Raw genomic sequence first — 25,141 nt, 5'->3', positions numbered from 1 at the left:
GCGGCACGCCGCATCCCGCTGCCGCGGCGCGTCCCGGGCATGACCCGCTCGCGCGCCGCGCTGGGGGCGATCCCCTACGCGCTGTGGCTGCTGCTGTTCTTCGCGGCGCCGCTGGTGACGGTGCTGCTGCTCAGCCTGCAGGACGATCCCTCGCCCTTCGCGCCGATCTCCCTGGCGCTCTCGGCGGTGAACTATTCCGAAATCCTGGGCGACGCCTTCCTGCTGCGCACCCTGGGCCACACGCTGCTGCTGGGCGCCGTGGTCACCGCCATAGCGGTGCTGCTGGCCTATCCCGTGGCGCTGTGGCTGACGCGTCTTTCCCCGCGCTGGCGGCCCTGGGGCTTCGCGCTGGTGCTGGTGCCGCTGCTGACCAACGTGGTGGTGCGCTCGCTGGGCGTGATCCTGCTGCTGTCGCCCACGGGCGTGATCGCGGGCACGGTGCAGGCGCTGGGCTTCCCGCGCCCGGACCTGCTGTTCGGCTGGTTCGGCGTCGGCCTGTCCCTGTGCCAGGTCTTCCTGCCCTACATGGTGCTGTCGCTCTACGACGTGCTGGAAGCGCAGGAAGCGCGGCTGCAGGAAGCGGCGGAGGGCCTGGGCGCCGGGCCCGCGCTGCGCTTCCTGCGCGTCACCCTGCCGCTGTCGCTGCCGGGCCTGCGGGCCGGGCTGGTGGTGGTGTTCCTGCTGGCTTCCACCGCCTACGTCTCGGCCACGCTGGTGGGCGGCCGCAAGGTCTGGGTCACCGGCATGGTGATCTACCGCGAAGGGCTGGAGATCCTGAACTCCCCCCTCGCCGCCGCGCTGGCCGTGCTGATGCTGCTGGCCAGCATCCTGGTGACGATCCTGATCGGCCGCGCCGTGTCCGCAGCGATGCCCTGGGCCGCCCGCCGTCCGCCCCGGCTGCGCCTGTCCCTGCCCCCGGCGGCCCGGCGCCTGCTGGTTCCGCTGGCTGAGGCCGTGGGGCCCTGGCTCGGCCGGCTGCTGCTGGTGATCGCGGTGCTGCTGCTGGTGTTTCCGCTGCTGCTGGTGATGGTGGCCAGCGTCAACGACACGCCGCAGGCCAGCGTCGCCGGCTTCTACGGCTTCACCTGGAAATGGTACGCCCGCATCGCCGAGAGCACGCGCTACCTCCTCGACGCCTGGACCTCGGCGCAGCTCGCCCTGGCCACGGTGATCGTGTCCCTCACCCTGTCGCTGCCGGCGGCCTTCGCCCTGGTGCGCGGCCGCTTCCCCGGGCGGGAAGCCCTGGGCGCGGGGTTCATGCTGCCCCTGGCCCTGCCCGGCATCGCCGTGGGCCTGGGCATGCTGAAGCTGCTGCACTGGTTCGGCGCGCTGCCGCCCTTCCTGGGCATCCTGGGCGTCCACGTCGTGCTGGTGGCGCCCTTCACCCTGGCCCTGCTGCGCGCTTCCGTCGCCGGGCTGGATGTGGCGCAGGAGGAAGCGGCCGCCGGCCTGGGCGCCTCGCCGGCGCGGGTGTTCCGGCGGGTGATCCTGCCGCAGCTGGCCCCCGGCCTGGCAGTGGCGGGCATCCTGGGCTTCCTGATCTCCTTCGGGGAGGTCACGGTGACGGCCTTCCTGACCAATGCCCGGATGCAGACCCTGCCGGTGCGGATCTATGCCGAAGCCTCCTTCAGCCTGGAAAACACGGTGAACGCCATCTCCACCCTGACCATCCTGCTGACGGTGGCGCTGCTGCTGCTGGTGAACCGCTTCGTGCGGCTCGACCGCGCTTGGCGGCGGTGATGCGGCCGACCGTGCTTGGCGCCGCTGATGCGGCGCGGGGCCTGAGCGGCTAGCCTCCGCCCCATGGCCCCGCTCGTCGCGCTCACCCATCGCACCCGCTACCGCTACGCGCGGCCGGTCAGCCTCGGCCCGCAAACGGTGCGGCTGCGCCCGGCGCCGCACGGGCGCACGCCGATCCTGGACTACGCCCTGCACGTGGACCCCGTGCCGGAAACCCTGCGCTGGCTGGCCGACCCGCTGGGCAACCCGCAGGCGCGGCTGCTGATCCCCGGGCGCATTTCTGCGTTCGAGGTGCGGGTGGAGCTGACCGCCGACCTGTCCCCGATCAACCCTTTCGACTTCGTCCTGGAGCCGGAAGCCGCCGAATGGCCCTTCCGCTACCCCGACCTGCTGCAATCCCAGCTCGCCCCCTTCGGCGAAACCGAGATCCCCGATGCCGAGCTGGGCGCGCTGGTGCTGTCGCTGGGCACCGGCCGGCGCGACACGGTGGCGCTGCTGGGCGCGGCCAACACCCTGGTGCAGAACCGCATCGCCTATGTCACCCGCGACGAGCCCGGCATCTGGTCGCCGGCGCGGACCCTGGCGGAAGGCCGGGGCTCCTGCCGCGACTCCGCTTGGCTGCTGGTGCAGCTGCTGCGCGCCCTGGGCTTCGCCGCCCGCTTCTGTTCCGGCTATCTCGTGCAGCTGGCGGAGGGCGAGAAGCCCGACCGCGCCGACCTGCACGCCTGGGCGGAAGTCTGGCTGCCGGGCGCGGGCTGGATCGGGCTGGACCCGACCTCCGGCCTGTTCACCGCCGAAGGGCACATCCCGCTGGCGGCGGCGCCGGAACCCGCCTCGGCCGCCCCTATCGCGGGACGGCTGGAAGCGACGGAGACAGAGTTCTCCGTGTCGATGACGCTGCGGCGGGTGGCCGACCGGCCCTGACGGGCGCCCTCGGCGGCGTGATGCGCGCGGGCTGGTGCCGCGGCACCGCCCCCGGCAAGATGCACCCGATGACTCCGCCCCCCGGCCCCGCCGCCGCATCCCCGGCCGCGCCCCGGGACGCCCAGCCATGAGCGCTGCCCTCGACGAGATGGTGGACGGCAGCGGCCGCGTCCGCCCGCACTGGCGCGGGGTGCTCAGCGCCTTTTCCGCCCTGCCCGAGAACGAGCTGGCCGACCGCGTGCTGCGCCTCCACCGCGCCCTGGAGGAGGAAGGCATCACCGCCCTCCTCCCCTCCGAGGAACGGGTGGTGGCAGGCTGGCGCTGCGACCCCTTCCCCCTGCCGCTGCCGGCGGCGGAGTTCGCCGCGCTGGAAGCCGGGCTGCAACAGCGCGCCCGGCTGCTGGAAGCGCTGCTGCGCGACCTGTACGGCGAACAGCGCAGCCTCGCCGAGGGGCTGCTGCCGGCCGAGCTGGTGTTCACCAACCCCGGCTTCCTGCGCCCCTGCCGCGCCGCCGGCCAGGTGCCGCAGGGCATGCTGGCACAGTCCTGCGCCTTCGACCTCGACCGCGCGCCCGACGGCCGCTGGCGCGTGGTGGCCGACAGCACCGCCCGCATGGCCGGGCTGGCGCAGGCGCTGGAAAACCGGCGCATGCTGGCGCGCAAGCTGCCGGAAGCCTTCCGCAACGCCTTCCTGCGCCCGCACCGCCCCTTCCTGGAAAGCTGGGCCGAGGCGCTGCGCCGGGCGGCGCCCCCGGGCCGCGCTGGCGACGGCATCGCCCTGCTCACCCCCGGCGTCGGTGATCCCAGCTGGGCCGAGAACGTGGTGCTGGCCCGCGCCCTGGGCTGCATCCCCGTGGAGCCCGGCGACCTGACGGTGCGCAACGGCGACCTGTTCCTGAAAACCCTGCGCGGCCTGCAGCCGATCGGCGTGCTGCTGCGGCGCATGGAGGGCCGCCGGCTGGACCCGCTGGAATTCGGCGCCGCCGCGGCGGGCGGCGTGGTGGGGCTGCTGGACGCGGCACGCAACGGCGCGGTTCGCATCCTCAACGACCCCGGCGCCGGGGTGGTGGAAGCCCCCGCCCTGGCTGCCTTCCTGCCCGCCCTGTGCCGCCGCCTGCTGGCCGAGGAGCTGCGGCTGCCCTCCCTGCCGACGCGCTGGCTGGGCGAGCCCGGCGCGCTGGACGAGGCGCTGCGCGAGCCCGGCCGCTGGGTGCTGCGCCCCGCCGCCGATGCCCGCGCCCCCGCGGTGCCCCTGGCCGAGGCGGGCGCGGAGCAACGGGCGGCGATGGCCGCGCGCCCGGGCGATTGGGCGGTGACGGAGGCGGCGCCGCCTTCCCTGGCGCCGTGCTGGGACGCAGCGGGCGGCAGCCGCGGCAACAAGACCCCCCTGCCGGTCCGGCTGCGCCTGTTCCTGATGCAGGATGCCGGCCGCTGGCACGCCCTGCCCGGCGGCTTCGCCCGGGTGGTCGCGCCCGACGCGCCGCCGCTGGAACGCATGACGGCCGGCGGCTTGAGCAAGGATGTCTGGGTGCTGGAGGAGGAGCGCGGCGACCGGCCCGCCCCGTCCCCCGCGCCGCTGCCCACCCGCCGCCCCGCCCGCGCCGCGGCCGACCTGCCCTCGCGCGCCGGGGACAACCTGTTCTGGCTCGGCCGCTACGTGGAACGCCTGGACAACGCCGCCCGGCTGAGCCGCGCCGCCCTGGCCCGGCTGGAACGCGACGCGCTGCTGCCGCACGAACTGGCGGAGCTGGCCACCCTCGCCCGCTGCCTGATCCCCGCCGGTTTGGCCACCGCCGAGGACGCGCCCGCCGGCGGCGATGCCGGGGCGCTGCGCCGCGCCCTGCTGCGCGCCGCCCGCGCCGACGGCCCGCTGAGCCAGAGCTTCGGCCGCATCGCCCGGCTGGTGGACGCCACCCGCGACCGGCAAACGGGCGACATGCACGACGCCTTCCTGCAGCCGCTGCGCGAGCTGCGCCGCGCCCTGCCGGAAATCCGCGACGAGGCCGACCTGTCCCGCCTGCTGGGCGCCGCGCTGCGCTACGGCGCCGTGGTGGCCGGCGTGGCGGCGGAGAACATGGTGCGCGGCGGCGCCCACACCTTCCTGGACCTCGGCCGCCGGGTGGAGCGGGCGCAGTCCATCGCCTCGGCGCTCGGCCTGGCGCTGGACCAGCCGGCGGCGCGCGCTGAGGCCGGGCTGCGCCTGGCACTGGAACTGTGCGACAGCGTGATCACCTACCGCACCCGCCACCTGGACGCGCCGCAGCCGGGGCCGGTGCTGCTGCTGGTGCTGGCGGAAGCCGGCAACCCCCGCGGCCTCGGCTTCCAGCTGGCGCAGGCGCGGCTGCTGCTGGAAGACCTGGCCGGCGGCCCCGACGCCCTGTCGGCCGAAGCCGCCGCCCTGCTGGCCGAGGTTTCCGCCGTCGCCGCGGAAGGCGGCACCGGCGCCCCGGCCCGCCTCCGTCGCGTGGGCGAACGCGCCGGCGAACTGGCCGAGGCGATCTCGCGCCACTACTTCACCCTGCTGCCGCCGGCCCGCACCCTCGGGCCGGAACCGCTCACGCCGGCGCTGCGGGGGGCGGCGTGAGGCTGCGGGTGCGCCACCGGACCACCTACCGCTACGGCCAGCCGGTGGACATGGCGACGCACATGCTGCACCTCAGCCCGCGCCCGCTGCCGCACCAGCGCGTGCTGCACGAGAGCCTGTCCAGCACCCCCGCGGCGGCGCGCGTCACCGGCGGCCTGGACCATTTCGGCAACCGCACCGCCTGGATGTTCCTCAACAGCGAGCACGAGCGCTTCGAGGTGCTGTCCGAAGCCACGGTGGAAGTCCGCTTCCCCGACCCGCCCGCGGCGGACGCCACCCCCGCCTGGGAATCCGTGGCCGCCCTGGCGCCGCGCACGGCGGACGTCGCGGAGTTCCTGTTTCCCAGCCCGATGGTCGAGATCGGCGAGGCGGCGCGCGACTTCGCCGCCGCCTCCTTCCCGCCCGGCCGGCCCGTGCTGGCGGGGCTGCTGGACCTCAACGGCCGCTTCCGGCGGGAATTCGCCTTCCGCTCCGGCGTCACCACCATCGCCACCCCCGTGGAGGAGGTGCTGCGCCGCCGCCAGGGCGTGTGCCAGGACTTCTCGCACGTCATGATCGCCGGGCTGCGGGCGCTGGGCCTGCCGGCGCGCTACGTGTCGGGTTACCTGCGCACCTACCCGCCGCCGGGGCAGCCCAAGCGGCAGGGCGCCGACATGTCGCACGCCTGGGTCGGCGCCTGGCTCGGCCCGGAGCACGGCTGGGTGGACCTCGACCCCACCAACGACCTGGTGGTGCGCGAGGAACACGTGGTGCTGGGCTGGGGCCGCGACTTCGGCGACGTGTCGCCCCTGCGCGGCGTGATCCTGGGCGGTGGCCGGCACAGCCTGGACGTGGCGGTGGACCTGGAGCCGGTGGAGGGTTGAAGGAAGCCGGGGGGAAGTATCCCCCCGGACCCCCTTCTATTTTCGGGAGTTTTGGGGGTGCCGCTCAAGGCACCCACAGACTCCCGAAAAAAGGAGGGGGACCGGGGGAGTTCACTCCCCCGGCCTTTCTCCTCCCTGGGCGCACCGCCCACCGAGCCGCTAGGGTCGCGCATCCCTGAACGGCGCCCGAACACCATGAACCCTGGCCTGCTGCTGCTGATCGACCTCGCCCCCGCCTCGCTGCAACGGCTGGAAGCGGCCGGCTACCACGTGCACCGCGCCACCCCGGCCGCCCACCGCGCCGAGGGCGTGGCCGCCGCCGGCGCCCAGGTGCGGGCGGTGCTGACCAACGGCACCACCGGCCTGTCCGCGGCGGAGATGGCGCAGCTGCCGGCGCTGGAGATCGCCTGCGCCCTGGGCGCCGGCTACGAGGGCATCGACCTGGACGCCGCCGCGGCCCGCGGCATCGCGGTGGTCAACGGCGCCGGCACCAACGACAGCACGGTGGCCGACCACGCCATGGCGCTGCTGCTGGCCGCCGTGCGCGCCGTGCCGCAGGGCGACGTGGCGGCGCGCGGCAGCGGCTGGGCGACGTCGCGCGACACCCGCCCCAGCGTGTCGGGCAAGCGGCTGGGCGTGCTGGGGCTGGGGCGCATCGGCGCCGGCATCGCCCGGCGCGGCGCCGGCGGCTTCGGCATGACCGTGCGCTACCACAACCGCTCGCCCGTGGCGGACAGCCCCTGGGAATACTGCGCCACCCCGCGCGAGCTGGCCGCGGCGTCCGACTTCCTGGTCGTGGCCACCCCCGGCGGCGCGGGCACGCGCCACCTGGTGGACGCGGCGGTGCTGGAAGCGCTGGGGCCGCAGGGCTTCCTGGTCAACATCGCCCGCGGCAGCGTGGTGGACACCGCGGCGCTGATCACGGCGCTGGAGGCCGGCCGCCTAGCCGGCGCCGCGCTGGACGTGGTGGAGGGCGAACCCGAAGTGCCCCCCGCCATGGTGGGGCTGCGCAACCTGGTGCTGACGCCGCACATGGCGGGGCGCTCGCCGGAATCCGCCGCCGCATCGGTGGGGCTGGTGCTGGACAACCTCGCGGCGCATTTCGCCGGACAGCCGCTGCGCACGCCGGTGCTGCCGGCGCGGCGCTGAACCCCGCGGGCCGCGTGCGGCAACACCGCCGCGCCCGGTCCCGGCCCGGTTCTTGCCTCCCACCACGGGACGGTTCCCGCCGCTGTGGAGCCGCCCGCACCGGGAGAACACGCAACGTGACGCACCGCCGCACCCTGCTGGGCGCCGCCCTGGCCGCCCCCCTGGCCACCCCCTTCCTGCGCGGGGCCGCGGCACAGACACCACTGCGCTTCTCGCTGGACTGGGCGCTGCAGGGCAACCACGGCATGTGGGCCCTGGCCGAGGACCGCGGCCTCTACGCCCGCGAAGGGCTGGCGGTGCGGATGGACCGCGGCTTCGGCTCCGGCGACACCATCGTGAAGCTCGCCTCCGGCGCCTACGACATCGGCTTCACCGATCCGTCCGGCGCGGTGAAGTTCAACGCTGAGAACCCCGACAAGAAGCTGGTCTCCATCTACCAAGTCTTCGACCGCACCGCGGCGGCGCTGGTCACGGTGAAGGGGCGCGGCATCGACAAGCCGCAGGACGCCGCCGGCAAGAAGCTCGGCGCGCCGGATGCCGAAGCCTCGCGCATCCTGTTCCCCGCCTTCGCCAAGGCGGCGAACATCAACATGGCGGGGATCAACTGGACCTCCATGGCGCCCAATCTGCGTGACACCATGCTGGTGCAGCGGCAGGTGGACGCGGTGACGGGCTTCCTGTTCACCGTGCACTTCAACCTCGTCGGCATCGGCGTGCCGGAGGACAGCATCCTGAGCTGGCCCTATGCCGAGAACGGCCTCGACCTCTACGGCTCCGCCGTGATGTGCCGCGCCGACTGGCTGGAGCGGAACGGCGAGACCGCCGCCAAGTTCGTGCGCGCCTCGGTGGGCGGGCTCAAGGCGCTGCTCAACGACGTCCCCGCCGGCATGGCCGCCCTGAAGAAGCGCGAACCGCTGTTCGACGAAGCACTGGAAGCCCGCCGCTTCGCCATGACCCGCGACCGTTCCATGCTGACGCCCAACGTCCGCAGCAACGGCCTCGGATACCTCGACATGGAACGCGCCCGCCTGCTGGTGCGCACCAACGCCGAAGCCTACGGCATCGGCAGCCCGCCCACGGCGGAAAGCCTGTTCACGGACCGGTTCCTGCCGCCGGCCTCCGAACGCGCGGTGTGAGCTGCCCCCGGGCGGGCAGCCGGCCGAAAGCCGCGCGTCCCGCCCGAGACGGCAGGGGCTTGTTTCGATCCGGCATGCATCCTTAGTTCAAGCTCCCCTTGCGTTTCGGACAGGATCGATGCGCCTGCCTCGTTTTCCATGGCGTCCCTCCCTTCCCCGCCGGCCGGTGCCGATCCTGCTGACCGTGGCCGTGGCGGTGCTGGCCCCGATCCTGGCGCTGCGGACGGCCCAGGGGCTGGAGGAAGGGCCGCCCTGGCACGACTGCCTGGGGCAGCAGAAGACCTATCGCAGCTCCTCCCCCTCCATGGCGCCGCTGCTTCCCGAAGGCGAAGCGGCCAGCTTCGAATGCTTCGATCACGCCGCCTTCTTCGGCAGCCGGGTCGCGGCGTCCTCCATCGCGCTCAACACGCTCCACCCGACGCTGCAGGCGGGCGACGTGGTGACGTTTCGGGTACCCGCCGAATACGGCCGCGGCACCTGGGCGAAGCGGGTGATCGGCCTGCCCGGAGATGTCGTCGAGATCCGGGCCGGCCGGCTCCTCGTCAACGGCCGGACGGCCGACCTCGATCCGGCGGGCACCTTCACGCCGGCGCCGGGCCAGGGCGCCCCGCGGCCCATAAGCCGCGAAACCCTGCCGAACGGCCGCTCCTACGTGATCCTGGCCGAGGCAGCGCCCCGGGAAGCCAACATGCCGGCGGTCACGGTCCCGGCGGGGCACCTCTTCGTGCTCGGCGACTTCCGCGACCGGTCCCTGGACAGCCGCGTCGGGCGCTTCGGCTTCGTGCCCGTGTCGCACCTGATCGCCCGGCTGCCGCCCGGCTCCGAGCGGGCGCTGTAGGAGGGGGGCGCGCGATCCCGCGCCCCCGGGCGGGCGGCAAGGGCGAACGCCGTCGCGGCACATGAAATTCGCACGGACAGCCACAGGAATGTTTGCCTATTCGTGCGCGTTCTGGTTCACTCCCTTCCATGCCCCTTCCTCATAGCCCTCGCCTGACCCCGCCCCGACCCTGGTCCCCGCTCTCCGACGGCGAGTGGCAGGCCCTTCTGCCCCACCTCGCCCGCGACCTCCCCCAGGGCCGCCCGCTGCGTGACGCGCGCACCCGCATGAACGCCATCTTCCACCTCGCCTGCACATCAGGCGCGCCCTGGCACGCCCTGCCCGCCCGCTTCGGCAAGCCCGACACCGTGTCGCGGCATTTCCGCCGCCTCACCCATGCCGGGCTGTGGGGACGCCTCCTCCGCGCCCTGGCCGAGGCCCCCGCCGACCACCCGCTGCGCGCCCTGGAATCCTGGATCTGCCGCGCCGCCCGTCGCGCCCACCGCGTCCTCGGCCTCGGCCTGGTGCTGCTGATCCGCCGCCTCGGTTTGCGCTCCGCCCTACGCGCCCCGCCCTGGCTGCTGCCCGACCCGCTTTTGTCCGAAACCCTCGCGCGGCTGCCGTCCGCCGTCGCGAATTCCTTCGGCCCGCGCGGCGGCCGGTCCCGCACCGGCCCTTTCCGCTCCCTGCGGCACCTGCTGCGCGACGCCGCCGGCCGCGCCCGCATCCCGCGCGCCGTGGCGCTGGGCTGGCCGTGACCGCCGCCGCTCCGGTGCCACCCACCGCCCCTTCGGTGGCCGCCGCCCTCCCCCCGGCGGCTCCCGCCGCCCCCCACCGCCTGCTCCTCGCCGGCGCCCGCGTGCTGGCGGCGGATGCGCGCTCCGCCCCGCACCGCGACCTGCTGATCGAGGGCGACCGCATTGCCGCCCTCCTCCCCCCCGGCACGCCGGTCGAGGCGGCCGAGCGCCTCGACGCCGCCGACCGCCTCTGCCTGCCCGGCCTGGTGAACGCCCACACCCACGGCCATGGCGGGCTGAGCAAGGGCATGGGCGACAAGTGGGACCTCGCCCTGCTGCTGGCGCACGCGCCCTGGGTCGGCGGGGGCCGCGGGCTGGAGGCCAAGCGCATCTCCACCCGGCTCACGGCGGTGGAGATGCTGCGCAAGGGCTGCGTCGCCGGCTTCGACCTGGCGGCGGAGTTCCCCGGCCCCACCGCGGACGGGCTGCTGGCCATGGGGGAGGCCTACGCCGCCGTCGGCCTGCGCGCCGTGCTGGCGCCGATGATCGCCGACCTCAACTTTTTCCAGGCCACGCCGGGCCTGGTGGACGCCCTGCCGCCCGAACACCGCGCCCGCGCCGCAGCGATGCGGATGCCTGATGGCGCCGAAACCCTGGCCACGATCGACGCCCTGGCGCGCCGCTGGCCCGCCGGTCCGGTGCGGCTGGGCCTGGGCCCCACCATCCCGCTGCACGGCACCGACGGGTTCCTGCGCGGCTGCGCCGCCCTGGCCGCCGAGCACGGGCTGCCCGTGCAGACCCACGTCGCTGAGGCCCGCTACCAGGCCGCCGCCGGCGCGGAGCGCTACGGCACCACCCTGCTGCGCCACCTCGACGCGATGGGCCTGGTGACGCCCCGCTTCTCCGCCGCCCACGGGGTCTGGCTGACCGAGGCCGACCTCGCCCTGCTGGCGGAACGCGGCGCCGGGCTGGCGCACAACCCCGGCGCCAACATGCGGCTGGCCTCCGGCATCGCGCCGGTGCGGCGGGCGCTGCGGGCGGGCGTGACGGTGGGGATCGGCACGGACGGTTCCGGCTCCTCGGACAACCAGAACATGTTCGCGGCGATGCGCCTCGCCGCCTTCGCTTCCCGCCTGCTGGAGGACGAGGACTGGCTGGGCGCGGCGGAAACCCTGCACCTCGCCACCGCCGGCTCCCGCGCGCTGCTGGGGCTGGAGGGCGACGGCACCCTCACCCCGGGCCAGCCCGCCGACCTGCTGCTGCTGGACCTCCGGCACGTGAACTGGGCGCCCTTCAACGACGCCGCGCAGCAGCTGGTCTTCACCGAGGACGGCGCCGCCCTGCGCGACGTGATGGTGGCCGGGCAGTGGCGCCTGCGGGATGGCGCCGTGCTGGGCCTGGACGAGCAGCAGCTGTTCCGCGACGCCGAGGCCGTCGCCGCGGAGATCCGCGCCACCACCGCGGAGGTCCGCGGCTGGTGCGAGGCCATCGCCCCCGCCGTGGCCTGCCACTGCGCCGGGCTGGCGAAGCACTTCACCGGCGCCCGGCGCCTGCTGCGCGCCGAATGAGGGCGGGACGCCGCATCGCCCGCGGCGCCCCGGCCGCCGCGCGGCAGCCGCCGGGCATCCTGGTGCCGCTGCGCCTGGCGCTGGACGGACGCGCGCTGAGCTTCCTCAGCACCACCACCGTGTTCGGCACGCCGCTGGAGATCACCGTGTCGGAGCTGACGCTGGAAAGCTTCTTCCCGGCCGACGCGGCCACGGCGGCGCTGCGGCGATGAGCCTGCGCCGTCGCGACGGTCGACAGACCTGCGCCCCCCGCGGCATCCTTCCCACCCCGGGAGGAGCGCCGCATGGGCCAGATCGAAGTGCGTCAGATGGTCAAGAACACGCCGCGCCCGCCCTGGGCCGGGGTGGTCACCATCTCCGACAACAAACCCTTCGGCACCAACGACTGGCACACGATCGAGAGCAACGTGCCGCGCAGCGTCTACGGGATCATCGTGCCGGTCACCACCAAGGGTCGGCCAGGTGCCCCGAAGCCGCTGAACGAGCATCCGACCGGCAAGGCCTACGGCACCGACAAGGGCCACCTGCTGGGTCTCGACCTCGGCGGGCCCGACATCAGCGCCAATATCGCGCCGCAGTCCAACCTGTGGCAGCAGAGCGGCGGCTGGCGCGCCATCGAGACCAATGCCGGCGACATCGCCAAGCACTGGATGGGCATCACCGACACCTACGACCCTGCCGGCCCGATCCCGGCCCCCGCCTGCGCCGCCTTTTTCCGCGTCGGCCCCTACCCGGAAAAGGACCCGCGCACCGGCGAACCGCTGAAATACACGGGCAGCGTCACCAAGATCGAGCTCGACGGACGCAACAACGGCGGCTACCGCCCGCACCGCGATCAGGAAACCTACATCTTCCTGATCAGCCCCAAGGAAGTCTGGTGGGAGCGCGGCCGGTTGATCGGCGCCTGAACCCCTCAGGCCAGCATCCGCATGTCGCCATCCACCGCGATGGCCTGGCCGGAGATGGTGCGGCCGCGCGGCGAGCACAGGAACAGCACCTGATCGGCGATCTGCCCGGGCGTGACATAGTCCTTGATCGAGGTGAAGGAGAAGGCGAGCCGCTCCACCTCCGCGAAGCTCAAACCGCGTTCCTGCGCCTTGGCTTCCAGCACCCGGCGCTGCCGGTCGCCCGCCACCAGCCCGGGCAGGATGGCGTTGACGCGGATGCCGGCCTCGCCCAGCTCGATGGCCAGCGACTTGGTCAGCCCGATCACGCCCCACTTCGCCGCGGCATAGGGGCTGCGCTGCGCGAAGCCCATCCGCCCGGCGGCGGAGGACATGTTCACGATGGAGGCGTTGCCGCTGCGCCGCAGGTGCGGCACGGCGAGGCGGGCGCAGTTGAACTGCCCGGTCAGGCAGACCGCCAGGGTGCGGTCCCAATCCTCCGGGTGGATGGCCTCCAGCGCGCCGGTAGGGCCGGCGATGCCGGCATTGTTCACCAGCACGTCCAGCCCGCCGAGATGGTCCAGCGCCGCCGCCATCATCGCCGCGACCTGCGCCCGGTCCGCCACGTCGGCCACGGCGCGGCCGATGCCCGGCGGCAGCGCGTCCAGCGCCGCGGCGTCCAGGTCGCAGGCGAAGACGCGCGCGCCTTCCGCCGCGAAGCCGTCCACCACCGCGCGCCCGATGCCGGCCGCCCCCGCCGTCACCAGCACCCGCAAGCCCTCGATCCCGAGATCCACGCCCTTTCCTCCCCGCTCCGCGTCGCGCGCCCCGCCAGGATGGCCCAGCCGGCGCCGCGCCGCGAGTTGCACCCTGGGCGGGCGCGCCGCAGGCTGCCGCCGGGCCGGGAGGGAGTGCGGGCATGAGCGGCAGGGGAATTGCCCTGGTCACCGGGGCGGGGTCGGGCATCGGCCGCGCCGCGGCCCTGGCGCTGCTGGCGGAGGGCTGGTCCGTGGCCCTGGCCGGCCGCCGCGCCGAAGCCCTGCGGGACACCGTGGCAAAGGCCGGCGAGGCCGCCGCGCGCTGCCTGCCCGTGCCGGCCGACATTTCCGACCCGGCGCAGGTCACCGCCCTGTTCGCGGCGGTGCGGGACCGCTTCGGGCGGCTGGACCTGCTGTTCAACAATGCCGGGCGCGGCAGCCCCAGCGCCGAGATCGACGAGACCACCGACGAAGACTGGTTCGGCGTGGTGGCCGCCAACCTGCACGGCAGCTTCCTGTGCGCCCGCGCGGCCTACGCGATGATGAAGGCGCAGCGGCCGCAGGGCGGGCGCATCATCAACAACGGCTCCATCAGCGCCCATGCGCCGCGGCCGGGCAGCGTGCCCTACACGGCCACCAAGCACGCGATCACCGGGCTGACCAAGTCCCTCAGCCTGGACGGGCGGCGGCACAACATCGCCTGCGGCCAGATCGACATCGGCAATGCCGGCACGGAGATGACCGGGCGTATGGCCCGCGGCGTACCGCAGGCGGACGGCTCGATCGCCGCCGAGCCGCTGATGGACGTGGCCCATGTCGGCGGCGCGGTGGCGCACATGGCCGCCCTGCCGCTGGACGCCAACGTCCAGCACATGACGATCATGGCGACGGCGATGCCCTTTGTCGGGCGGGGCTGAGGTGACCGGGCAGCCCCGTCAGGCGGCGTCCCGCGCCGGCGCGGCGGCCGGCCGGGGCTGCTCAGCGCGCGCGGGCGATGCAGAACTCCACGATATCCGCCAGCGCGCGGCGCTCCGGCCCGTCCGGGAAGCGCCCCAGGGCGTCGGTCGCCGCCCGGCCGTAGTCCCGCGCCCGCGCCACGGTGGCGTCCAGCGTGCCGTGCCGGTGCATCAGTTCCAGCGCGTGCTCGAGGTCGCCGTCCCGCTGATCGCGGTCTTCCAGCACGCGGCGCCAATAGGCGCGCTCCTCCTCCGTGCCGCCCTCGAAGGCCAGCAGCACGGGCAGAGTGATCTTGCCCTCGCGGAAGTCGTCGCCCACCGTCTTGCCGAGCGCGGCTTGGCTGGCGCTGTAGTCCAGCGCGTCGTCCACCAGCTGGAAGGCCATGCCGAGCGCCCGGCCATAAGTGGCCAGCGCCGCCGCGTCCTCCGCCGGACGGTCGGCCACCACGGCGCCCACCTCCGTCGCCGCGGCGAACAGGGCGGCGGTCTTGCCCTCGATCACCTGCAGGTACTGCTCCTGCGTGGTGGCGGTGTCGTTCTGGGTCACGAGTTGCAGCACCTCGCCTTCGGCGATGGTGGCGGAGGCGCTGGACAGAATCTCCAGCACCCGCAGCGAACCGTCCTGCGTCATCAGCTGAAAGGCGCGGGCGAACAGGAAGTCGCCCACCAGCACGGATGCCTTGTTGCCGAACAGCGCGTTGGCGCTGGCCTGGCCACGGCGCAGCGCACTCTCGTCCACCACGTCGTCGTGCAGCAGGGTCGCGGTGTGGATGAACTCCACGCAGGCAGCCAGGCCGACATGCCGGTCGCCGCGATAGCCGCACAGGCGCGCGGCGGCGAGCGTCAGCAGTGGCCGGAGCCGCTTGCCACCGGCGGCCACCAGATGCGCCGCGAGCTGCGGGATCAGCGCCACCGGGCTGTCCATGCGCGCCACGATCAGGCGGTTGCAGGCTTCCAAGTCGTCGCGCACGAGGTTGGTCAGCGTGGTCAGCGCCGCCTCGGGGTCGCGATCCGTCCCGCGCGCGGCAGCGAGGCCCGCGGCGCCGTCCCGCGCGAGATCGAGCCTGGAAGGCGTAGGGCTGGTGGCGGCGCTCAAGCGGGCATTGACCTCGGGGAATGGCGGCGCACCATAGCCATCGCGGCCCTTCGAGCCAAGGCACGCGAAATCAAGGGTTTGAACGCTGCATGCAGGTTGTCGCGGTGTCCACGGATCTGGTTCGCCTCGGTTTCCTGCAGGCGCTGCTGCGCGATGCCGGCATCGAGCCGCTGGTGCTGGACGCCCATATCAGCGCGGTCGAGGGCGGCATCGGCGCCTTTCCCCGCCGCCTCGCGGTGCGGACGCAGGATGCGGCTGCCGCCCGCGCCGTGCTGCGGGACGCCGGCGAAGACACGGTTTGAGCGAGCGCACGGAAGACCGGCTGCTGGGCGGGCGCGTCCGGCTGCTGCAGCCGCGGGTGGGGCTACGTGCCGGGCTGGACGCGGTGATGCTGGCGGCCCGGGTGCCGGCGCGGCCGGGCGAGCAGGTGCTGGAGCTCGGCTGCGGCTCGGGGGCGGCCACGCTGTGCCTGCTGGCGCGGGTGCGGGGATTGCGGGCCGTGGCGCTGGAGCGCGACCTGGCGCTGGCGGCGCTGGCCGCGGAGAATGCCGGGCTGAATGGCTGGGGCGAGGCGGTCGCCGTGCGGGTGGCCGACCTGACGCGGCCCGAAGCCCTGGACGGCCTGCCCCGCTGCGACCACGGCTTGGCCAACCCGCCCTACTGGAACACCGGCACGACACCGCCCGCGGCCATCCGGGCCGCGGCCACCCATGCCGAAGCCGAGGTGCCACTGCTGGCCTGGACGGCCGCCCTGGCCAGGAAGCTGCGGCGGGGGGGGACCGCCACGCTGGTCCTGCCCGCGGCGCGGCATGGGGAAGGCTGGGCGGCGCTGCGGGAAGCCGGCTTCGGGGCAGTGTCGACCCTGCCGCTCTGGCCGCGAGCCGGGATGGCGGCGAAGCGGGTGCTGCTGGACGGGCGCCTGGGCGCGCGTGGGCCGGACCGGCTGCTGCCAGGGTTGGTGCTGCATGCCGGCCAGGGCTGGACGGCGGCAGCGACGGCCATCCTGCGCGACGGGGCCTCGCTGGGCGATGCCGGGCTGGACGGGGCTGCCAGCTGAACGGCCTAGCCGGAGTTCCTTCCGGAGATGGAGGACGGCGCCCAGGCCGCGCCAGACCTTTCGAGCGGACCCTAGCGCCGGGGCTCCGGGTGCTTCAACAACCAGAGACGCTCGTGCGCGGCGACCAGGCTCTCGATGTTCTTGCGGCGGTTCGCGTCCGGCTGCACCGGTCGGCGGGTCAGCATCATCTCCAACAAACGCAGTAGCTCCTCCGCAATCTCATAGTCTTCCTGATCGCAAGCGTGATGGAACGCGATCAGGATCTTGTCGGACAGGCGGCGCGTCTGCCGAGGGACGGAAACGCCACGTGGCGCCGCTCGGCCGCTGATGTCGTCGCCTTCAGGCATGCTCAGTTCAGGCTCCTCGGCACATCTTCTGGGTAAAACCCCCGGATGCCTGAACAGCCTAAGCGGAGCGGCAGCCGAAGCCTAGAAGGCCGAGAAAAATGTACGTGAACTGATTTAGATTTGCTGAAACAGTTCCTTTTTATCGACAGTAGAGGCCGCCGCGCAGCTTCGCGGCGGTCTGCAACGAAAATTCGACTTCAATGCTGGGCGGTGATCTCTTCTGCTGGCCGGACGGGGCTGAACACGGAGTCGGAGAAGGCTTCTTCCCAGGTCCCGACGGTGGAGGCCTTGGAGTACTCGGTGGCCCGGTTCTCGAAGAAGTTGGCGTGTTCGATCGCGTTCAGCATCTCGTCGAGCCAGGGGAGCGGGTTCTTCTCCACGTGGTAGAGCGGCTCCAGCCCCAACTGCTGCAGTCGGCGGTCGGCGATGAAGCGGATGTAGGACTTCACCTCCGGCGCGGTCAGGCCCTGCACGCCGCCCAACTCGAAGGCGAGGTCGATAAAGGCGTCCTCGTGGTCCACGATGGTGGCGCAGATCAGGTAGAGGTCGCGGCGGAACTCCTCCGTCCAGATCTCCGGGTTCTCCTGCACGAAGGTGCGGAACAGCCGGATCACGGACAGGCAGTGCAGCGTCTCGTCGCGCACGGACCAGGTCACGATCTGGCCCATCCCCTTCATCTTGTTGAAGCGGGGGAAGTTCATCAGGATCGCGAAGGAGGCGAAGAGCTGCAAGCCCTCGGTGAAGGCGCCGAAGGCGGCCAGGGTCTTGGCGATCTCGGTCTTGTTGGCGACCGAGAAGCTCTGCATGTAGTCGTACTTGTCCTTCATCTCCTTGTACTTGAGGAAGGCGGTGTACTCGATCTCCGGCATGCCGATGGTGTCGAGCAGGTGCGAATAGGCGGCGATGTGCACCGTCTCGATGTTGGAGAAGGCGGAGAGCATCATCAGCACTTCGGTCGGTTTGAAGACCTGACTGTAGTGCTTCATGTAGCAGTTGTTCACCTCGACATCTGCCTGGGTGAAGAAGCGGAAGATCTGGGTGAGCAGGTTACGCTCGGATTCCGACAGGTTCTTCTGCCAATCCTTCACGTCGTCGGCCATCGGCACTTCTTCCGGCAGCCAGTGGACGCGCTGCTGCATCAGCCAGGCCTCGTAGGCCCAGGGATAGCGGAAGGGCTTGTAGACCGGGTTGGAGGTCAGCAGGTCGAACTTCACGGGCAGTTCGTCGGGCGAGCCCGCCCCGTTGGTGCTGAAGCCGTCAGGCATGCGAGAGGCCCTTCCGTTATGGCGCGGCAAGCCCACGGCGCAGTCGGGCCGCGCGGTTCCGCCTTTGTTTCAGGGTTGATCATAGCGCCGCCCGCCGGCCGCAGCCGTTCACGATACGGGCGTGGTGCTGTGGATAGCCTGGATAAGATGACGTCGCCGACCGGGCCCCCCTAGACCCGACCGGCGACGCGCAGCCTCACTGACAGGCGAGGCATTCCTCGTAGTTCGTGGTCTCGGCCGCCTTGGCCACCAGGGGCAGCGGCGGCAGCACGTCGTTGGCCACCGCGAGGCCGAGGCTGGGCTGGATCGCGACCTTCTCGCTGATCGTGTCGGCGCGCTGAATGGATAGCGAGCGGCAGTAATACAGCGACTTCATGCCCTTCTTCCACGCCATCATGTGGATCTGGTGCAGGTCACGCTTATGGATGTTGGCCGGCAGGAACAGGTTCACCGACTGGCTCTGGCAGATGAAGGGTGTGCGGTCGGCCGCATGCTCGATCACCCAGCGCTGGTCGAGTTCCATGGCGGTCTTGAACACCGCCTTCTCCTGCTCGCTCAGGAAATCCAGGTGCTGCACCGAGCCCTTGTTGACGGTGATGCTGGTCCAGGTGTCCTCGTCGTCGCGGCCATGCTTGGCCAGCACCTTGGCCAAGTGCGGGCTACGCACGATGAAGGAGCCCGACAGGGTCTTGTGGTTGTAGACGTTGGCGGCCACCGGCTCGATGCCGGCCGAGGCGCCGCCGCAGATCACGCTGATCGAGGCGGTCGGCGCGATCGCCATCTTGTTGGAGAAGCGCTCGTTGAAGCCGTACTCGGCGGCGTCCGGGCAAGGGCCGCGCTCGTCGGCCAGCAGGCGGGAGGCCGCATCGGCCTGGGCGCGGATGTGCTTGAACATCCGCTTGTTCCACACCTTGGCCACCACGCTCTCGAACGGCACGTTCTGCGCCTGCAGGAAGGAGTGGTAGCCCATCACGCCCAGCCCCACCGAGCGCTCACGCATCGCCGAGTAGCGGGCGCGCGCCATGCTGTCGGGGGCGGTGTCGATGAAGCTCTGCAGCACGTTGTCCAGGAAGCGCATCACGTCGGTGATGAAGAGCGGGTCGTCCTTCCACTCGAACCAGGTTTCCAGGTTCAGCGAGGACAGGCAGCACACCGCCGTCCGTTCCTTGCCGTGCTGGTCGCGGCCGGTGGGCAGGGTGATCTCGGAGCACAGGTTGGAGGTCTTCACCTCCAGGCCCGAGAGCTTGTGGTGCTCGGGCCGCGCGTTGTTCACGTGGTCGGAGTAGATGATGTAGGGCTCGCCCTGCTCCATGCGGGCGGTGAGGATGCGGATCCACAGCGAGCGCGCCGAGATCTTGCGCACCACCGCGCCGTCCTTGGGGCTGGTCAGCGCCCATTCCTCATCCGCCTCGACGGCGCGCATGAAGGCGTCGGGGATCAGGATGCCGTGGTGCAGGTTCAGCGCCTTGCGGTTCGGGTCGCCGCCGGTGGGGCGGCGCAGGTCCACGAACTCCTCGATCTCGGGGTGCGAGGCCGGCAGGTACACGGCGGCCGAGCCGCGGCGCAGCGAGCCCTGCGAGATCGCCAGGGTCAGGCTGTCCATCACGCGGATGAAGGGGATGATGCCGGAGGTCTTGCCGTTCTGGCCGACCTTCTCGCCGATGGAGCGCAGGTTGCCCCAGTAGGAGCCGATGCCGCCGCCCTTGGAGGCCAGCCAGACATTCTCGTTCCACAGGCCCACGATACCATCGAGGCTGTCATTGGCCTCGTTCAGGAAGCAGGAGATCGGCAGGCCGCGCTCGGTGCCGCCATTGGACAGCACGGGGGTGGCCGGCATGAACCAGAGGCGCGAGATATAGTCGTAGATGCGCTGCGCATGGGCAGCGTCGTCGCCATAGGCACTGGCCACCCGGGCAAAGAGGTCCTGGTAGGACTCACCGGGCAGCAGATAGCGGTCGTCGAGGGTCGCTTTGCCGAAATCGGTCAGCAGTGCATCCCGCGAGCGGTCCACCACCACCTGACCGTGACCCGCGAGCTGAACGGCGTCGAACATGGCTACAATCCCTGAGAAACGTGGCCTCTTGAGCGTCACAGGTCGTGTCAGGCGCGGGGGGAGGCCTACCAGATGCTGCGTGCTCGACACCATAACGCCACAAGCCCTGGTGCGTCAGGGGCTCAAATTACGTTCCATCCGCATGTTCGCCGTTGACAGGGTGGTTCAGCACGAGTCGTGACTTTCCGGCCACGGCGTGGCTTTGCGATGCCGCAACCCCGGTGTTTCAAGCCGTTGCACCTGATGTCCTGAGATTCGCGCACAAGATCGTCCACACGGTGGGACCGAGTCGCGGCGCGGTTTCTTTCCCGGAATCGTGAGAATTTTCGGTGACGTCGGCTGGGCAGGCTGAACTGGGGCGCTTTGCCCTGCCCGGCCCGCGTGCAACCGCGCGGTAGCCCGAAACAGTGGCCCACGGATTTCCGAAGCCGCCTTCCGGCCACTCGCTAAGGGGAGAGGCGAGACCCCTCCCCGGCTCGGTTCTCCCCGAGTCGCGCGCGCCTCAGCGCATGGGCGGGGCGTACATCAGACCGCCCTGGTTCCACAGCCGGTTCACCCCGCGCGGCATGCCGGTCGGGGTGATGTTGCGCTCCCAGATCTCGCCGAAGTTGCCGACCGCACTGATCACCCGCACTGCCCAGTCATCCGACACACCGAGCATGGTGCCGAGCCCGCCGGAGCGGCCGGCGAAGCGCTGCACGTCGGGGTTGGCGCTGTTGACCGCCTCCGCCACGTTGGCCTGAGTGATGTTCAGCTCCTCGGCGGTCAGCAGGGCGAAGTGGGTCCAGCGCACCAGGTCGAACCAGCGCCAGTCGCCCTTGCGCACGGCCGGGCCCAGTGGCTCCTTGGAGAAGACCTCGGGCAGCAGCACGTAGTCGCGCCCGGCATCGCCCATCCCGACGCGAAAGGCCGCCAGGGTGGAGGTGTCGGAGGCGTAGGCGTCGCAGCGGCCGGCGGCGAAGGTGGAGCGCAGCTCCTCCAGGTTCTCGATCGCCACCGGGTTCAGCCGCATGTTGTTGCGGCGGAAATAATCGCCGACGTTGAGCTCCGTGGTGGAGCCGGGCTGCACGCAGACCGTGGCGCCGTCCAGCTTTGTGGCGCTGTCCACGCCGAGGCGCCGGTGCACCATGAAGGCGTTGCCGTCGTAGTAGTTGACCCCGGCGAACTCCAGGCCGAGCGAGGCTTCGCGCGCCAGGGTCCAGGTGGTGGCGCGGCTCAGGAGGTCCACCTCGCCCGATTGCAGCGCGGTGAAGCGCGTCTGCGCCGAGGTCGGCACGAAGCGGACCTTGTTCGGGTCGCCCAGCGCCGCAGCCGCGACGGCGCGGCAGTAGTCGGCGTCCAGCCCGCGCCAGTCGCCGCGGCTGTCGGGGGTGGCGAAGCCCACCGTGTTGGGCGTCACGCCGCAAATCACCTGGCCACGGGCGCGCACGGCGGCCAGCGTGTCGGCGGCGGGCTGCGCCACGGCCGGCGCGGCGGCCAGGGCCGGGGCGAGGAGCAGCGGCAGGAACGGCAGGAAGCGTCGCAGCATCGGTGTGGGTCCCCTTCCCTCAGCGCATCGGCGGGGCGTAGTGCAGCCCGCCCTTGGTCCAGAGCTCGTTCACCCCGCGCGGGATGCCCAGCGGCGCGAGGTTGCGGTTCCACACCTCGCCGTAGTTGCCCACCGCGCGCACCACCTGCACCGCCCAGTCATTCTCCAACCCCAGCATCTTGCCGAGGTCGCCGGTGCGGCCGAGGAAGCGCTGCACGTCCGGATTGGTGCTGCTGCCGGCCTGGGTCACGCTTTCCTGCGTCAGCCCCATCTCCTCGGCGGTGAGCAGGGCGAAGTGGGTCCAGCGCACCACGTCGAAGAAGCGCCAGTCGCCCTTGCGCACGGCGATGCCCAGCGGCTCCTTGGAGATCAGTTCGGGCAGCAGCACGTAGCGGGACGCGTTGTCCCCCTGGTTGACCCGCAGCGCGGCCAGCGAGGTCGCGTCGGTGGTGAAGGCGTCGCAGCGGCCAGCCAGGAAGGTGCGGCGCAGCTCCTCGATGTCCTCGATCAGCACCGGGGTGAAGCGCATGCCGTGGGTGCGGAAATAGTCGGCGAGGTTCAGCTCGGTGGTGGAGCCGGGCTGTAGGCACACCGTGGCGCCGTCCAGCTGGCGCGCCGAGGTCACGCCGCCTGCCGCGTGCACCAGGAAGCCCTGGCCGTCGAAGACGTTGATCCCCGCGAAGGCCAGGCCCAGCGAGGCTTCCCGCGACAAGGTCCAGGTCGTCACGCGGGACAGCATGTCGATCTCGCCCGACTGCAGGGCGGTGAAGCGCTGCTGCGTGCTGGTGGGGGTGATGCGCGCCTTGCTGCCATCGCCCAGGATGGCCGCGGCCACGGCGCGGCAGTAATCCGCGTCCAGCCCGCGCATCACGCCCTGGCTGTCGGGGTTGGCGAAGCCGGCGGTGGCCGGGGAAGTGCCGCAGATCAGCGCGCCGCGCGCCCGGATGGTGGCGAGCGTATCGGCCGCCGGCTGGGCCGCGGCGGGAAGCGCGCCGCCCAGCAGGGTCAGCGCGGCGGCGGCCATCCCGGCACGCAGGGTGGAAGCGAGTGTGGGCATGCCGGTCGTACCTCCCGCGGCCCGTCGCGCGGCCCGCCGGGAACAAGGCTTACGGCCTCGCGCGGTTCCCGGGCAAGGCACCTGCGGTCAGTGCGTGACGGAGCCGCCGTCCACCACCAGCGTCTGGCCGGTCATGAAGTCGCTGTCGCCCGAGCACAGGAACACCAGCGCGCCGGTCAGGTCCTGCGGCAGCTGGTCGCGGCGGATCGCGCGGCTGTTCACCGTGGCCTGGGATGATGCGTCCTGCCAGGTCGGGCTGGCCGCCACCGCCTCGCTCATGGTCAGGCCGGGGGCGATGGCGTTGACGCAGATGCCCTGCGGCCCGAGTTCGCGCGCCAGGCAGCGGGTCATGGCCACCACGGCACCCTTGGAGGTGACGTAGTGCAGCATCCCGACGATGCCCTTGAACACCGTGCCGGACGCGATGTTGACGATCTTGCCGCTGCCCCGGCGCGTCATGGCCGGCGCCGCGGCCCGGGCGCACAGGAAGGGGCCGCGCACGTTCACGGCCATCACCTTGTCCCATTCCCCCGCATCGATCTCGGTGAAGGGCTTCTTGTCGAGGTCGGCGAACAGCGCGGCGTTGTTCACCAGCGCGTCCACCGGGCCGAAGCGCCGCTCGGTGTCCGCGAAGAGCGCGGCGACCTCGGCCTCGGAGGTGACGTCGGTGCGGATGAAACCGGCGGTGCCGCCTGCGGCGGCGATGCGGTCGGCCGTCGCCGTGCCGTCCATCACGTCCGCGATCACCACGGCGGCGCCTTCCGCCGCCAGGGCCTCGGCGAAACTGGCGCCGATCCCGCGGCTGCCGCCCGTCACCACGGCAACCTTGTTCGCCAGCCTGTTCGCCATCGCCGCCTCCCCTGATCCGCGGGCCGCCTGCGCGGGAGGCCCGTTCACTGAACGGCTATGCCATGCCGGGCGGCGGGGAAACAGCCGCGGCCGGCCGCCTCAGGCGGTGGTCATTCCCACTCGATGGTGCCGGGGGGCTTGCTGGTGACGTCGTAGGTCACGCGGTTGATGCCGCGCACCTCGTTGACAATGCGGTTCGCCACCCGCCCGAGGAAGCCGATGTCGAAGGGGTAAACGTCCGCCGTCATGCCGTCCGTGCTGGTCACGGCACGCAGGGCGCAGGCCTGGTCGTAGGTGCGGCCGTCGCCCATCACGCCCACGGTGCGCACCGGCAGCAGCACGGCAAAGGCCTGCCAGATGGCGTCGTAGAGGCCGGCATTGCGGATCTCCTCCAGGAAGATCGCGTCGGCCTTCTGCAGGATCTGCACCTTTTCCCGCGTCACCTCGCCGGGGATGCGGATGGCCAGGCCCGGCCCCGGGAAGGGATGCCGGCCGACGATGGCCTCGGGCATGCCCAGCTCGCGGCCGAGGTCGCGGACCTCGTCCTTGAACAGGTCGCGCAACGGCTCCACCAGCCGCATCCGCATACCCTCCGGCAGGCCGCCGACATTGTGGTGCGACTTGATGGTGACGGAAGGGCCGCCCGTGGCCGAGACGCTCTCGATCACGTCCGGATACAACGTGCCCTGGGCCAGGAAATCGGCGCCGCCGAGTTTCTCCTGCTCTACCTCGAACACCTCGATGAACAGCCGGCCGATGGTCTTGCGCTTGATCTCCGGGTCCGTGACGCCGGCCAGGGCGCCGAGGAACAGGTCGGAGGCGTCGCGGTGCACCAGCTTGATGTTGAAGCGGTCGCGGAAGGTGGAAACCACCTGTTCCGTTTCGCCGCCGCGCATCACGCCGTGGTCCACGTAGATGCAGGTCAACTGGTCGCCGATCGCCTCGTGGATCAGCACGGCCGCCACGGAGGAATCGACGCCGCCGGACAGGCCGCAGATGACGCGGCCGTCGCCGACCTGGGCGCGGATGCGCCCGATGGCCTCGGCGCGAAAGGCGGCCATGGTCCAGTCGCCATCGCAGCCGCAGACCGCATGGGTGAAGTTCCGCAGGAGCTGCGCGCCGTGCGGCGTGTGCACCACCTCGGGGTGGAACTGGATGCCGTAGAAGTGGCGGCTGTCGTCGGCCACCATGGCGAAGGGCGCGCCCTCGGAGGTCGCGACGATGCGGAAGCCCTCGGGCAGCTCGGCGACGCGGTCGCCGTGGCTCATCCAGACCTGCTCCCGCGCGCCGGGGGCCCAGACATCCCGGGTCAGGGCGCAGGCTTCCCGCACCTCCAGGTAGGCACGGCCGTATTCCTGGTGGTCGCTCTTCTCCACCGAGCCGCCGAGCTGCATGCACATGGTCTGCTGGCCGTAGCAGATGCCCAGCAGCGGCAGGCCGAGCTCGAAGACAACCTGCGGCGCGCGCGGGCTACCCTGGTCCACCGTGCTGGCCGGACCGCCGGACAGGATGATGCCGCGGGGCGCGAAGCCGCGGATGCGCTCGGCATCGGCCGTGAAGGGCCAGACCTCGCAGTACACGCCGGATTCCCGCACCCGGCGCGCGATCAGCTGCGTCACCTGACTGCCGAAATCGAGGATCAGGATGCGGTCATGCCCCGAAGGGGCGGCGGGGGTGGTGGTCTGCTCGGCCATGGCGGGGTGCAACATGCACGCGGCGCGCCGTCAAGCCCAGCCGTCCGCGGCGGCGGCGTTCCGGCCGTTCTCGGCGGTG

At 72.2% G+C, this 25,141-nt stretch carries 23 protein-coding genes; 14 read left to right on the top strand and 9 right to left on the bottom strand.

Annotated features, from left to right (window positions below; genetic code table 11):
- Window positions 1-39: 39 nt before the first annotated feature.
- The 11 genes from ACLIBK_RS00300 (at window position 40) to ACLIBK_RS00250 (ending at window position 12,426) form a co-directional block, all read left to right on the top strand.
- Window positions 40-1,740, top strand: a complete 1,701-nt coding sequence (locus ACLIBK_RS00300; protein ID WP_415385207.1) for an ABC transporter permease subunit — start codon at window positions 40-42, stop codon at window positions 1,738-1,740.
- A gap of 63 nt (window positions 1,741-1,803) precedes the next feature.
- The gene (locus ACLIBK_RS00295; protein WP_415385206.1) at window positions 1,804-2,664 is read left to right on the top strand and encodes a transglutaminase family protein; all 861 of its coding nucleotides are present in this window, start codon (window positions 1,804-1,806) and stop codon (window positions 2,662-2,664) included.
- Between the two features lie 127 nt (window positions 2,665-2,791).
- Window positions 2,792-5,248 (top strand): circularly permuted type 2 ATP-grasp protein, encoded by a 2,457-nt coding sequence (locus tag ACLIBK_RS00290; protein ID WP_415385205.1) that lies wholly within the window; start codon window positions 2,792-2,794, stop codon window positions 5,246-5,248.
- Window positions 5,245-6,111 carry a transglutaminase family protein gene (locus ACLIBK_RS00285; protein ID WP_415385204.1) on the top strand — a complete coding sequence of 289 codons (867 nt, stop codon included), beginning with the start codon at window positions 5,245-5,247 and terminating at the stop codon, window positions 6,109-6,111. Before ACLIBK_RS00290 ends, ACLIBK_RS00285 begins: the two co-directional genes overlap by 4 nt.
- 195 nt (window positions 6,112-6,306) lie before the next feature.
- Entirely contained in the window at window positions 6,307-7,260 is a 954-nt protein-coding gene (locus tag ACLIBK_RS00280) for a 2-hydroxyacid dehydrogenase (RefSeq protein WP_415385203.1), read from the top strand.
- Window positions 7,261-7,376: 116 nt separating this feature from the next.
- Window positions 7,377-8,396, top strand: a complete 1,020-nt coding sequence (locus ACLIBK_RS00275; protein WP_415385202.1) for an ABC transporter substrate-binding protein — start codon at window positions 7,377-7,379, stop codon at window positions 8,394-8,396.
- A gap of 118 nt (window positions 8,397-8,514) precedes the next feature.
- Window positions 8,515-9,234 (top strand): signal peptidase I, encoded by a 720-nt coding sequence (gene lepB / locus ACLIBK_RS00270; protein ID WP_415385201.1) that lies wholly within the window; start codon window positions 8,515-8,517, stop codon window positions 9,232-9,234.
- Window positions 9,235-9,362: 128 nt separating this feature from the next.
- Entirely contained in the window at window positions 9,363-9,971 is a 609-nt protein-coding gene (locus tag ACLIBK_RS00265) for a transposase (protein WP_415385200.1), read from the top strand.
- Window positions 9,968-11,518, top strand: coding sequence for an amidohydrolase family protein (locus ACLIBK_RS00260; RefSeq protein ID WP_415385199.1), 1,551 nt, complete (start codon window positions 9,968-9,970; stop codon window positions 11,516-11,518). The genes ACLIBK_RS00265 and ACLIBK_RS00260 overlap by 4 nt, the downstream gene beginning before the upstream one ends.
- A complete protein-coding gene (locus tag ACLIBK_RS00255; RefSeq protein WP_415385198.1) occupies window positions 11,515-11,730 on the top strand; it encodes a hypothetical protein in 216 nt (71 codons plus the stop codon). Before ACLIBK_RS00260 ends, ACLIBK_RS00255 begins: the two co-directional genes overlap by 4 nt.
- Window positions 11,731-11,802: 72 nt before the next feature.
- Complete coding sequence (locus ACLIBK_RS00250) at window positions 11,803-12,426, top strand: hypothetical protein (RefSeq protein ID WP_415385197.1); 624 nt, start codon at window positions 11,803-11,805, stop codon at window positions 12,424-12,426.
- A 5-nt stretch (window positions 12,427-12,431) separates the two neighbouring features.
- On the opposite strand, the gene ACLIBK_RS00245 is transcribed toward ACLIBK_RS00250, so the two are convergent.
- Entirely contained in the window at window positions 12,432-13,199 is a 768-nt protein-coding gene (locus tag ACLIBK_RS00245) for an SDR family oxidoreductase (protein WP_415385196.1), read from the bottom strand.
- A 122-nt stretch (window positions 13,200-13,321) separates the two neighbouring features.
- On the opposite strand from ACLIBK_RS00245, the gene ACLIBK_RS00240 reads away from it, so the two are divergent.
- Complete coding sequence (locus tag ACLIBK_RS00240) at window positions 13,322-14,077, top strand: SDR family oxidoreductase (protein WP_415385195.1); 756 nt, start codon at window positions 13,322-13,324, stop codon at window positions 14,075-14,077.
- 61 nt (window positions 14,078-14,138) lie between these two features.
- Here the strand turns inward: ACLIBK_RS00240 and ACLIBK_RS00235 are convergent, their stop codons facing one another.
- Window positions 14,139-15,107, bottom strand: a complete 969-nt coding sequence (locus ACLIBK_RS00235; protein WP_415385553.1) for a polyprenyl synthetase family protein — start codon at window positions 15,105-15,107, stop codon at window positions 14,139-14,141.
- 194 nt (window positions 15,108-15,301) lie between these two features.
- On the opposite strand from ACLIBK_RS00235, the gene ACLIBK_RS00230 reads away from it, so the two are divergent.
- Complete coding sequence (locus ACLIBK_RS00230; protein ID WP_415385194.1) at window positions 15,302-15,514, top strand: DUF2007 domain-containing protein; 213 nt, start codon at window positions 15,302-15,304, stop codon at window positions 15,512-15,514.
- On the top strand, window positions 15,511-16,269 hold the full coding sequence (locus tag ACLIBK_RS00225) for a tRNA1(Val) (adenine(37)-N6)-methyltransferase (RefSeq protein WP_415385193.1): 759 nt from the start codon (window positions 15,511-15,513) through the stop codon (window positions 16,267-16,269). The genes ACLIBK_RS00230 and ACLIBK_RS00225 overlap by 4 nt, the downstream gene beginning before the upstream one ends.
- A gap of 71 nt (window positions 16,270-16,340) precedes the next feature.
- Here the strand turns inward: ACLIBK_RS00225 and ACLIBK_RS00220 are convergent, their stop codons facing one another.
- The 7 genes from ACLIBK_RS00220 to guaA all read right to left on the bottom strand — a co-directional run bounded on the left by ACLIBK_RS00220 (window position 16,341) and on the right by guaA (window position 25,077).
- The gene (locus ACLIBK_RS00220) at window positions 16,341-16,616 is read right to left on the bottom strand and encodes a hypothetical protein (protein ID WP_415385192.1); all 276 of its coding nucleotides are present in this window, start codon (window positions 16,614-16,616) and stop codon (window positions 16,341-16,343) included.
- A 197-nt stretch (window positions 16,617-16,813) separates the two neighbouring features.
- Complete coding sequence (locus ACLIBK_RS00215; protein WP_415385191.1) at window positions 16,814-17,881, bottom strand: ribonucleotide-diphosphate reductase subunit beta; 1,068 nt, start codon at window positions 17,879-17,881, stop codon at window positions 16,814-16,816.
- Between the two features lie 196 nt (window positions 17,882-18,077).
- Window positions 18,078-19,934 carry a ribonucleoside-diphosphate reductase subunit alpha gene (locus ACLIBK_RS00210; RefSeq protein ID WP_415385190.1) on the bottom strand — a complete coding sequence of 619 codons (1,857 nt, stop codon included), beginning with the start codon at window positions 19,932-19,934 and terminating at the stop codon, window positions 18,078-18,080.
- Between the two features lie 502 nt (window positions 19,935-20,436).
- Entirely contained in the window at window positions 20,437-21,462 is a 1,026-nt protein-coding gene (locus tag ACLIBK_RS00205; protein ID WP_415385189.1) for an amino acid ABC transporter substrate-binding protein, read from the bottom strand.
- A 19-nt stretch (window positions 21,463-21,481) separates the two neighbouring features.
- The gene (locus ACLIBK_RS00200) at window positions 21,482-22,519 is read right to left on the bottom strand and encodes an amino acid ABC transporter substrate-binding protein (RefSeq protein WP_415385188.1); all 1,038 of its coding nucleotides are present in this window, start codon (window positions 22,517-22,519) and stop codon (window positions 21,482-21,484) included.
- Between the two features lie 87 nt (window positions 22,520-22,606).
- Window positions 22,607-23,368, bottom strand: coding sequence for an SDR family NAD(P)-dependent oxidoreductase (locus ACLIBK_RS00195; protein ID WP_415385187.1), 762 nt, complete (start codon window positions 23,366-23,368; stop codon window positions 22,607-22,609).
- Window positions 23,369-23,478: 110 nt separating this feature from the next.
- Window positions 23,479-25,077 carry a glutamine-hydrolyzing GMP synthase gene (guaA, locus tag ACLIBK_RS00190; protein ID WP_415385186.1) on the bottom strand — a complete coding sequence of 533 codons (1,599 nt, stop codon included), beginning with the start codon at window positions 25,075-25,077 and terminating at the stop codon, window positions 23,479-23,481.
- Window positions 25,078-25,141 lie beyond the last annotated feature (64 nt).

The sequence above is a fragment of the Roseomonas sp. BN140053 genome (assembly GCF_047690175.1).
Classification (GTDB): Bacteria; Pseudomonadota; Alphaproteobacteria; order Acetobacterales; family Acetobacteraceae; genus Roseomonas.
This window is presented reverse-complemented; position numbering and strand designations above follow the sequence as displayed.

Coding starts and splice junctions, on each gene's coding strand:
- ACLIBK_RS00210 (WP_415385190.1), bottom strand. CDS start 19,934: ATGTTCGACGCCGTTCAGCTCGCGGGTCACGGTCAGGTGGTGGTGGAC.
- ACLIBK_RS00250 (WP_415385197.1), top strand. CDS start 11,803: ATGGGCCAGATCGAAGTGCGTCAGATGGTCAAGAACACGCCGCGCCCG.
- ACLIBK_RS00265 (WP_415385200.1), top strand. CDS start 9,363: ATGCCCCTTCCTCATAGCCCTCGCCTGACCCCGCCCCGACCCTGGTCC.
- ACLIBK_RS00195 (WP_415385187.1), bottom strand. CDS start 23,368: ATGGCGAACAGGCTGGCGAACAAGGTTGCCGTGGTGACGGGCGGCAGC.
- guaA (WP_415385186.1), bottom strand. CDS start 25,077: ATGTTGCACCCCGCCATGGCCGAGCAGACCACCACCCCCGCCGCCCCT.
- ACLIBK_RS00295 (WP_415385206.1), top strand. CDS start 1,804: ATGGCCCCGCTCGTCGCGCTCACCCATCGCACCCGCTACCGCTACGCG.
- lepB (WP_415385201.1), top strand. CDS start 8,515: ATGCGCCTGCCTCGTTTTCCATGGCGTCCCTCCCTTCCCCGCCGGCCG.
- ACLIBK_RS00200 (WP_415385188.1), bottom strand. CDS start 22,519: ATGCCCACACTCGCTTCCACCCTGCGTGCCGGGATGGCCGCCGCCGCG.
- ACLIBK_RS00215 (WP_415385191.1), bottom strand. CDS start 17,881: ATGCCTGACGGCTTCAGCACCAACGGGGCGGGCTCGCCCGACGAACTG.
- ACLIBK_RS00290 (WP_415385205.1), top strand. CDS start 2,792: ATGAGCGCTGCCCTCGACGAGATGGTGGACGGCAGCGGCCGCGTCCGC.
- ACLIBK_RS00240 (WP_415385195.1), top strand. CDS start 13,322: ATGAGCGGCAGGGGAATTGCCCTGGTCACCGGGGCGGGGTCGGGCATC.
- ACLIBK_RS00255 (WP_415385198.1), top strand. CDS start 11,515: ATGAGGGCGGGACGCCGCATCGCCCGCGGCGCCCCGGCCGCCGCGCGG.
- ACLIBK_RS00280 (WP_415385203.1), top strand. CDS start 6,307: ATGAACCCTGGCCTGCTGCTGCTGATCGACCTCGCCCCCGCCTCGCTG.
- ACLIBK_RS00220 (WP_415385192.1), bottom strand. CDS start 16,616: ATGCCTGAAGGCGACGACATCAGCGGCCGAGCGGCGCCACGTGGCGTT.
- ACLIBK_RS00300 (WP_415385207.1), top strand. CDS start 40: ATGACCCGCTCGCGCGCCGCGCTGGGGGCGATCCCCTACGCGCTGTGG.
- ACLIBK_RS00205 (WP_415385189.1), bottom strand. CDS start 21,462: ATGCTGCGACGCTTCCTGCCGTTCCTGCCGCTGCTCCTCGCCCCGGCC.
- ACLIBK_RS00230 (WP_415385194.1), top strand. CDS start 15,302: ATGCAGGTTGTCGCGGTGTCCACGGATCTGGTTCGCCTCGGTTTCCTG.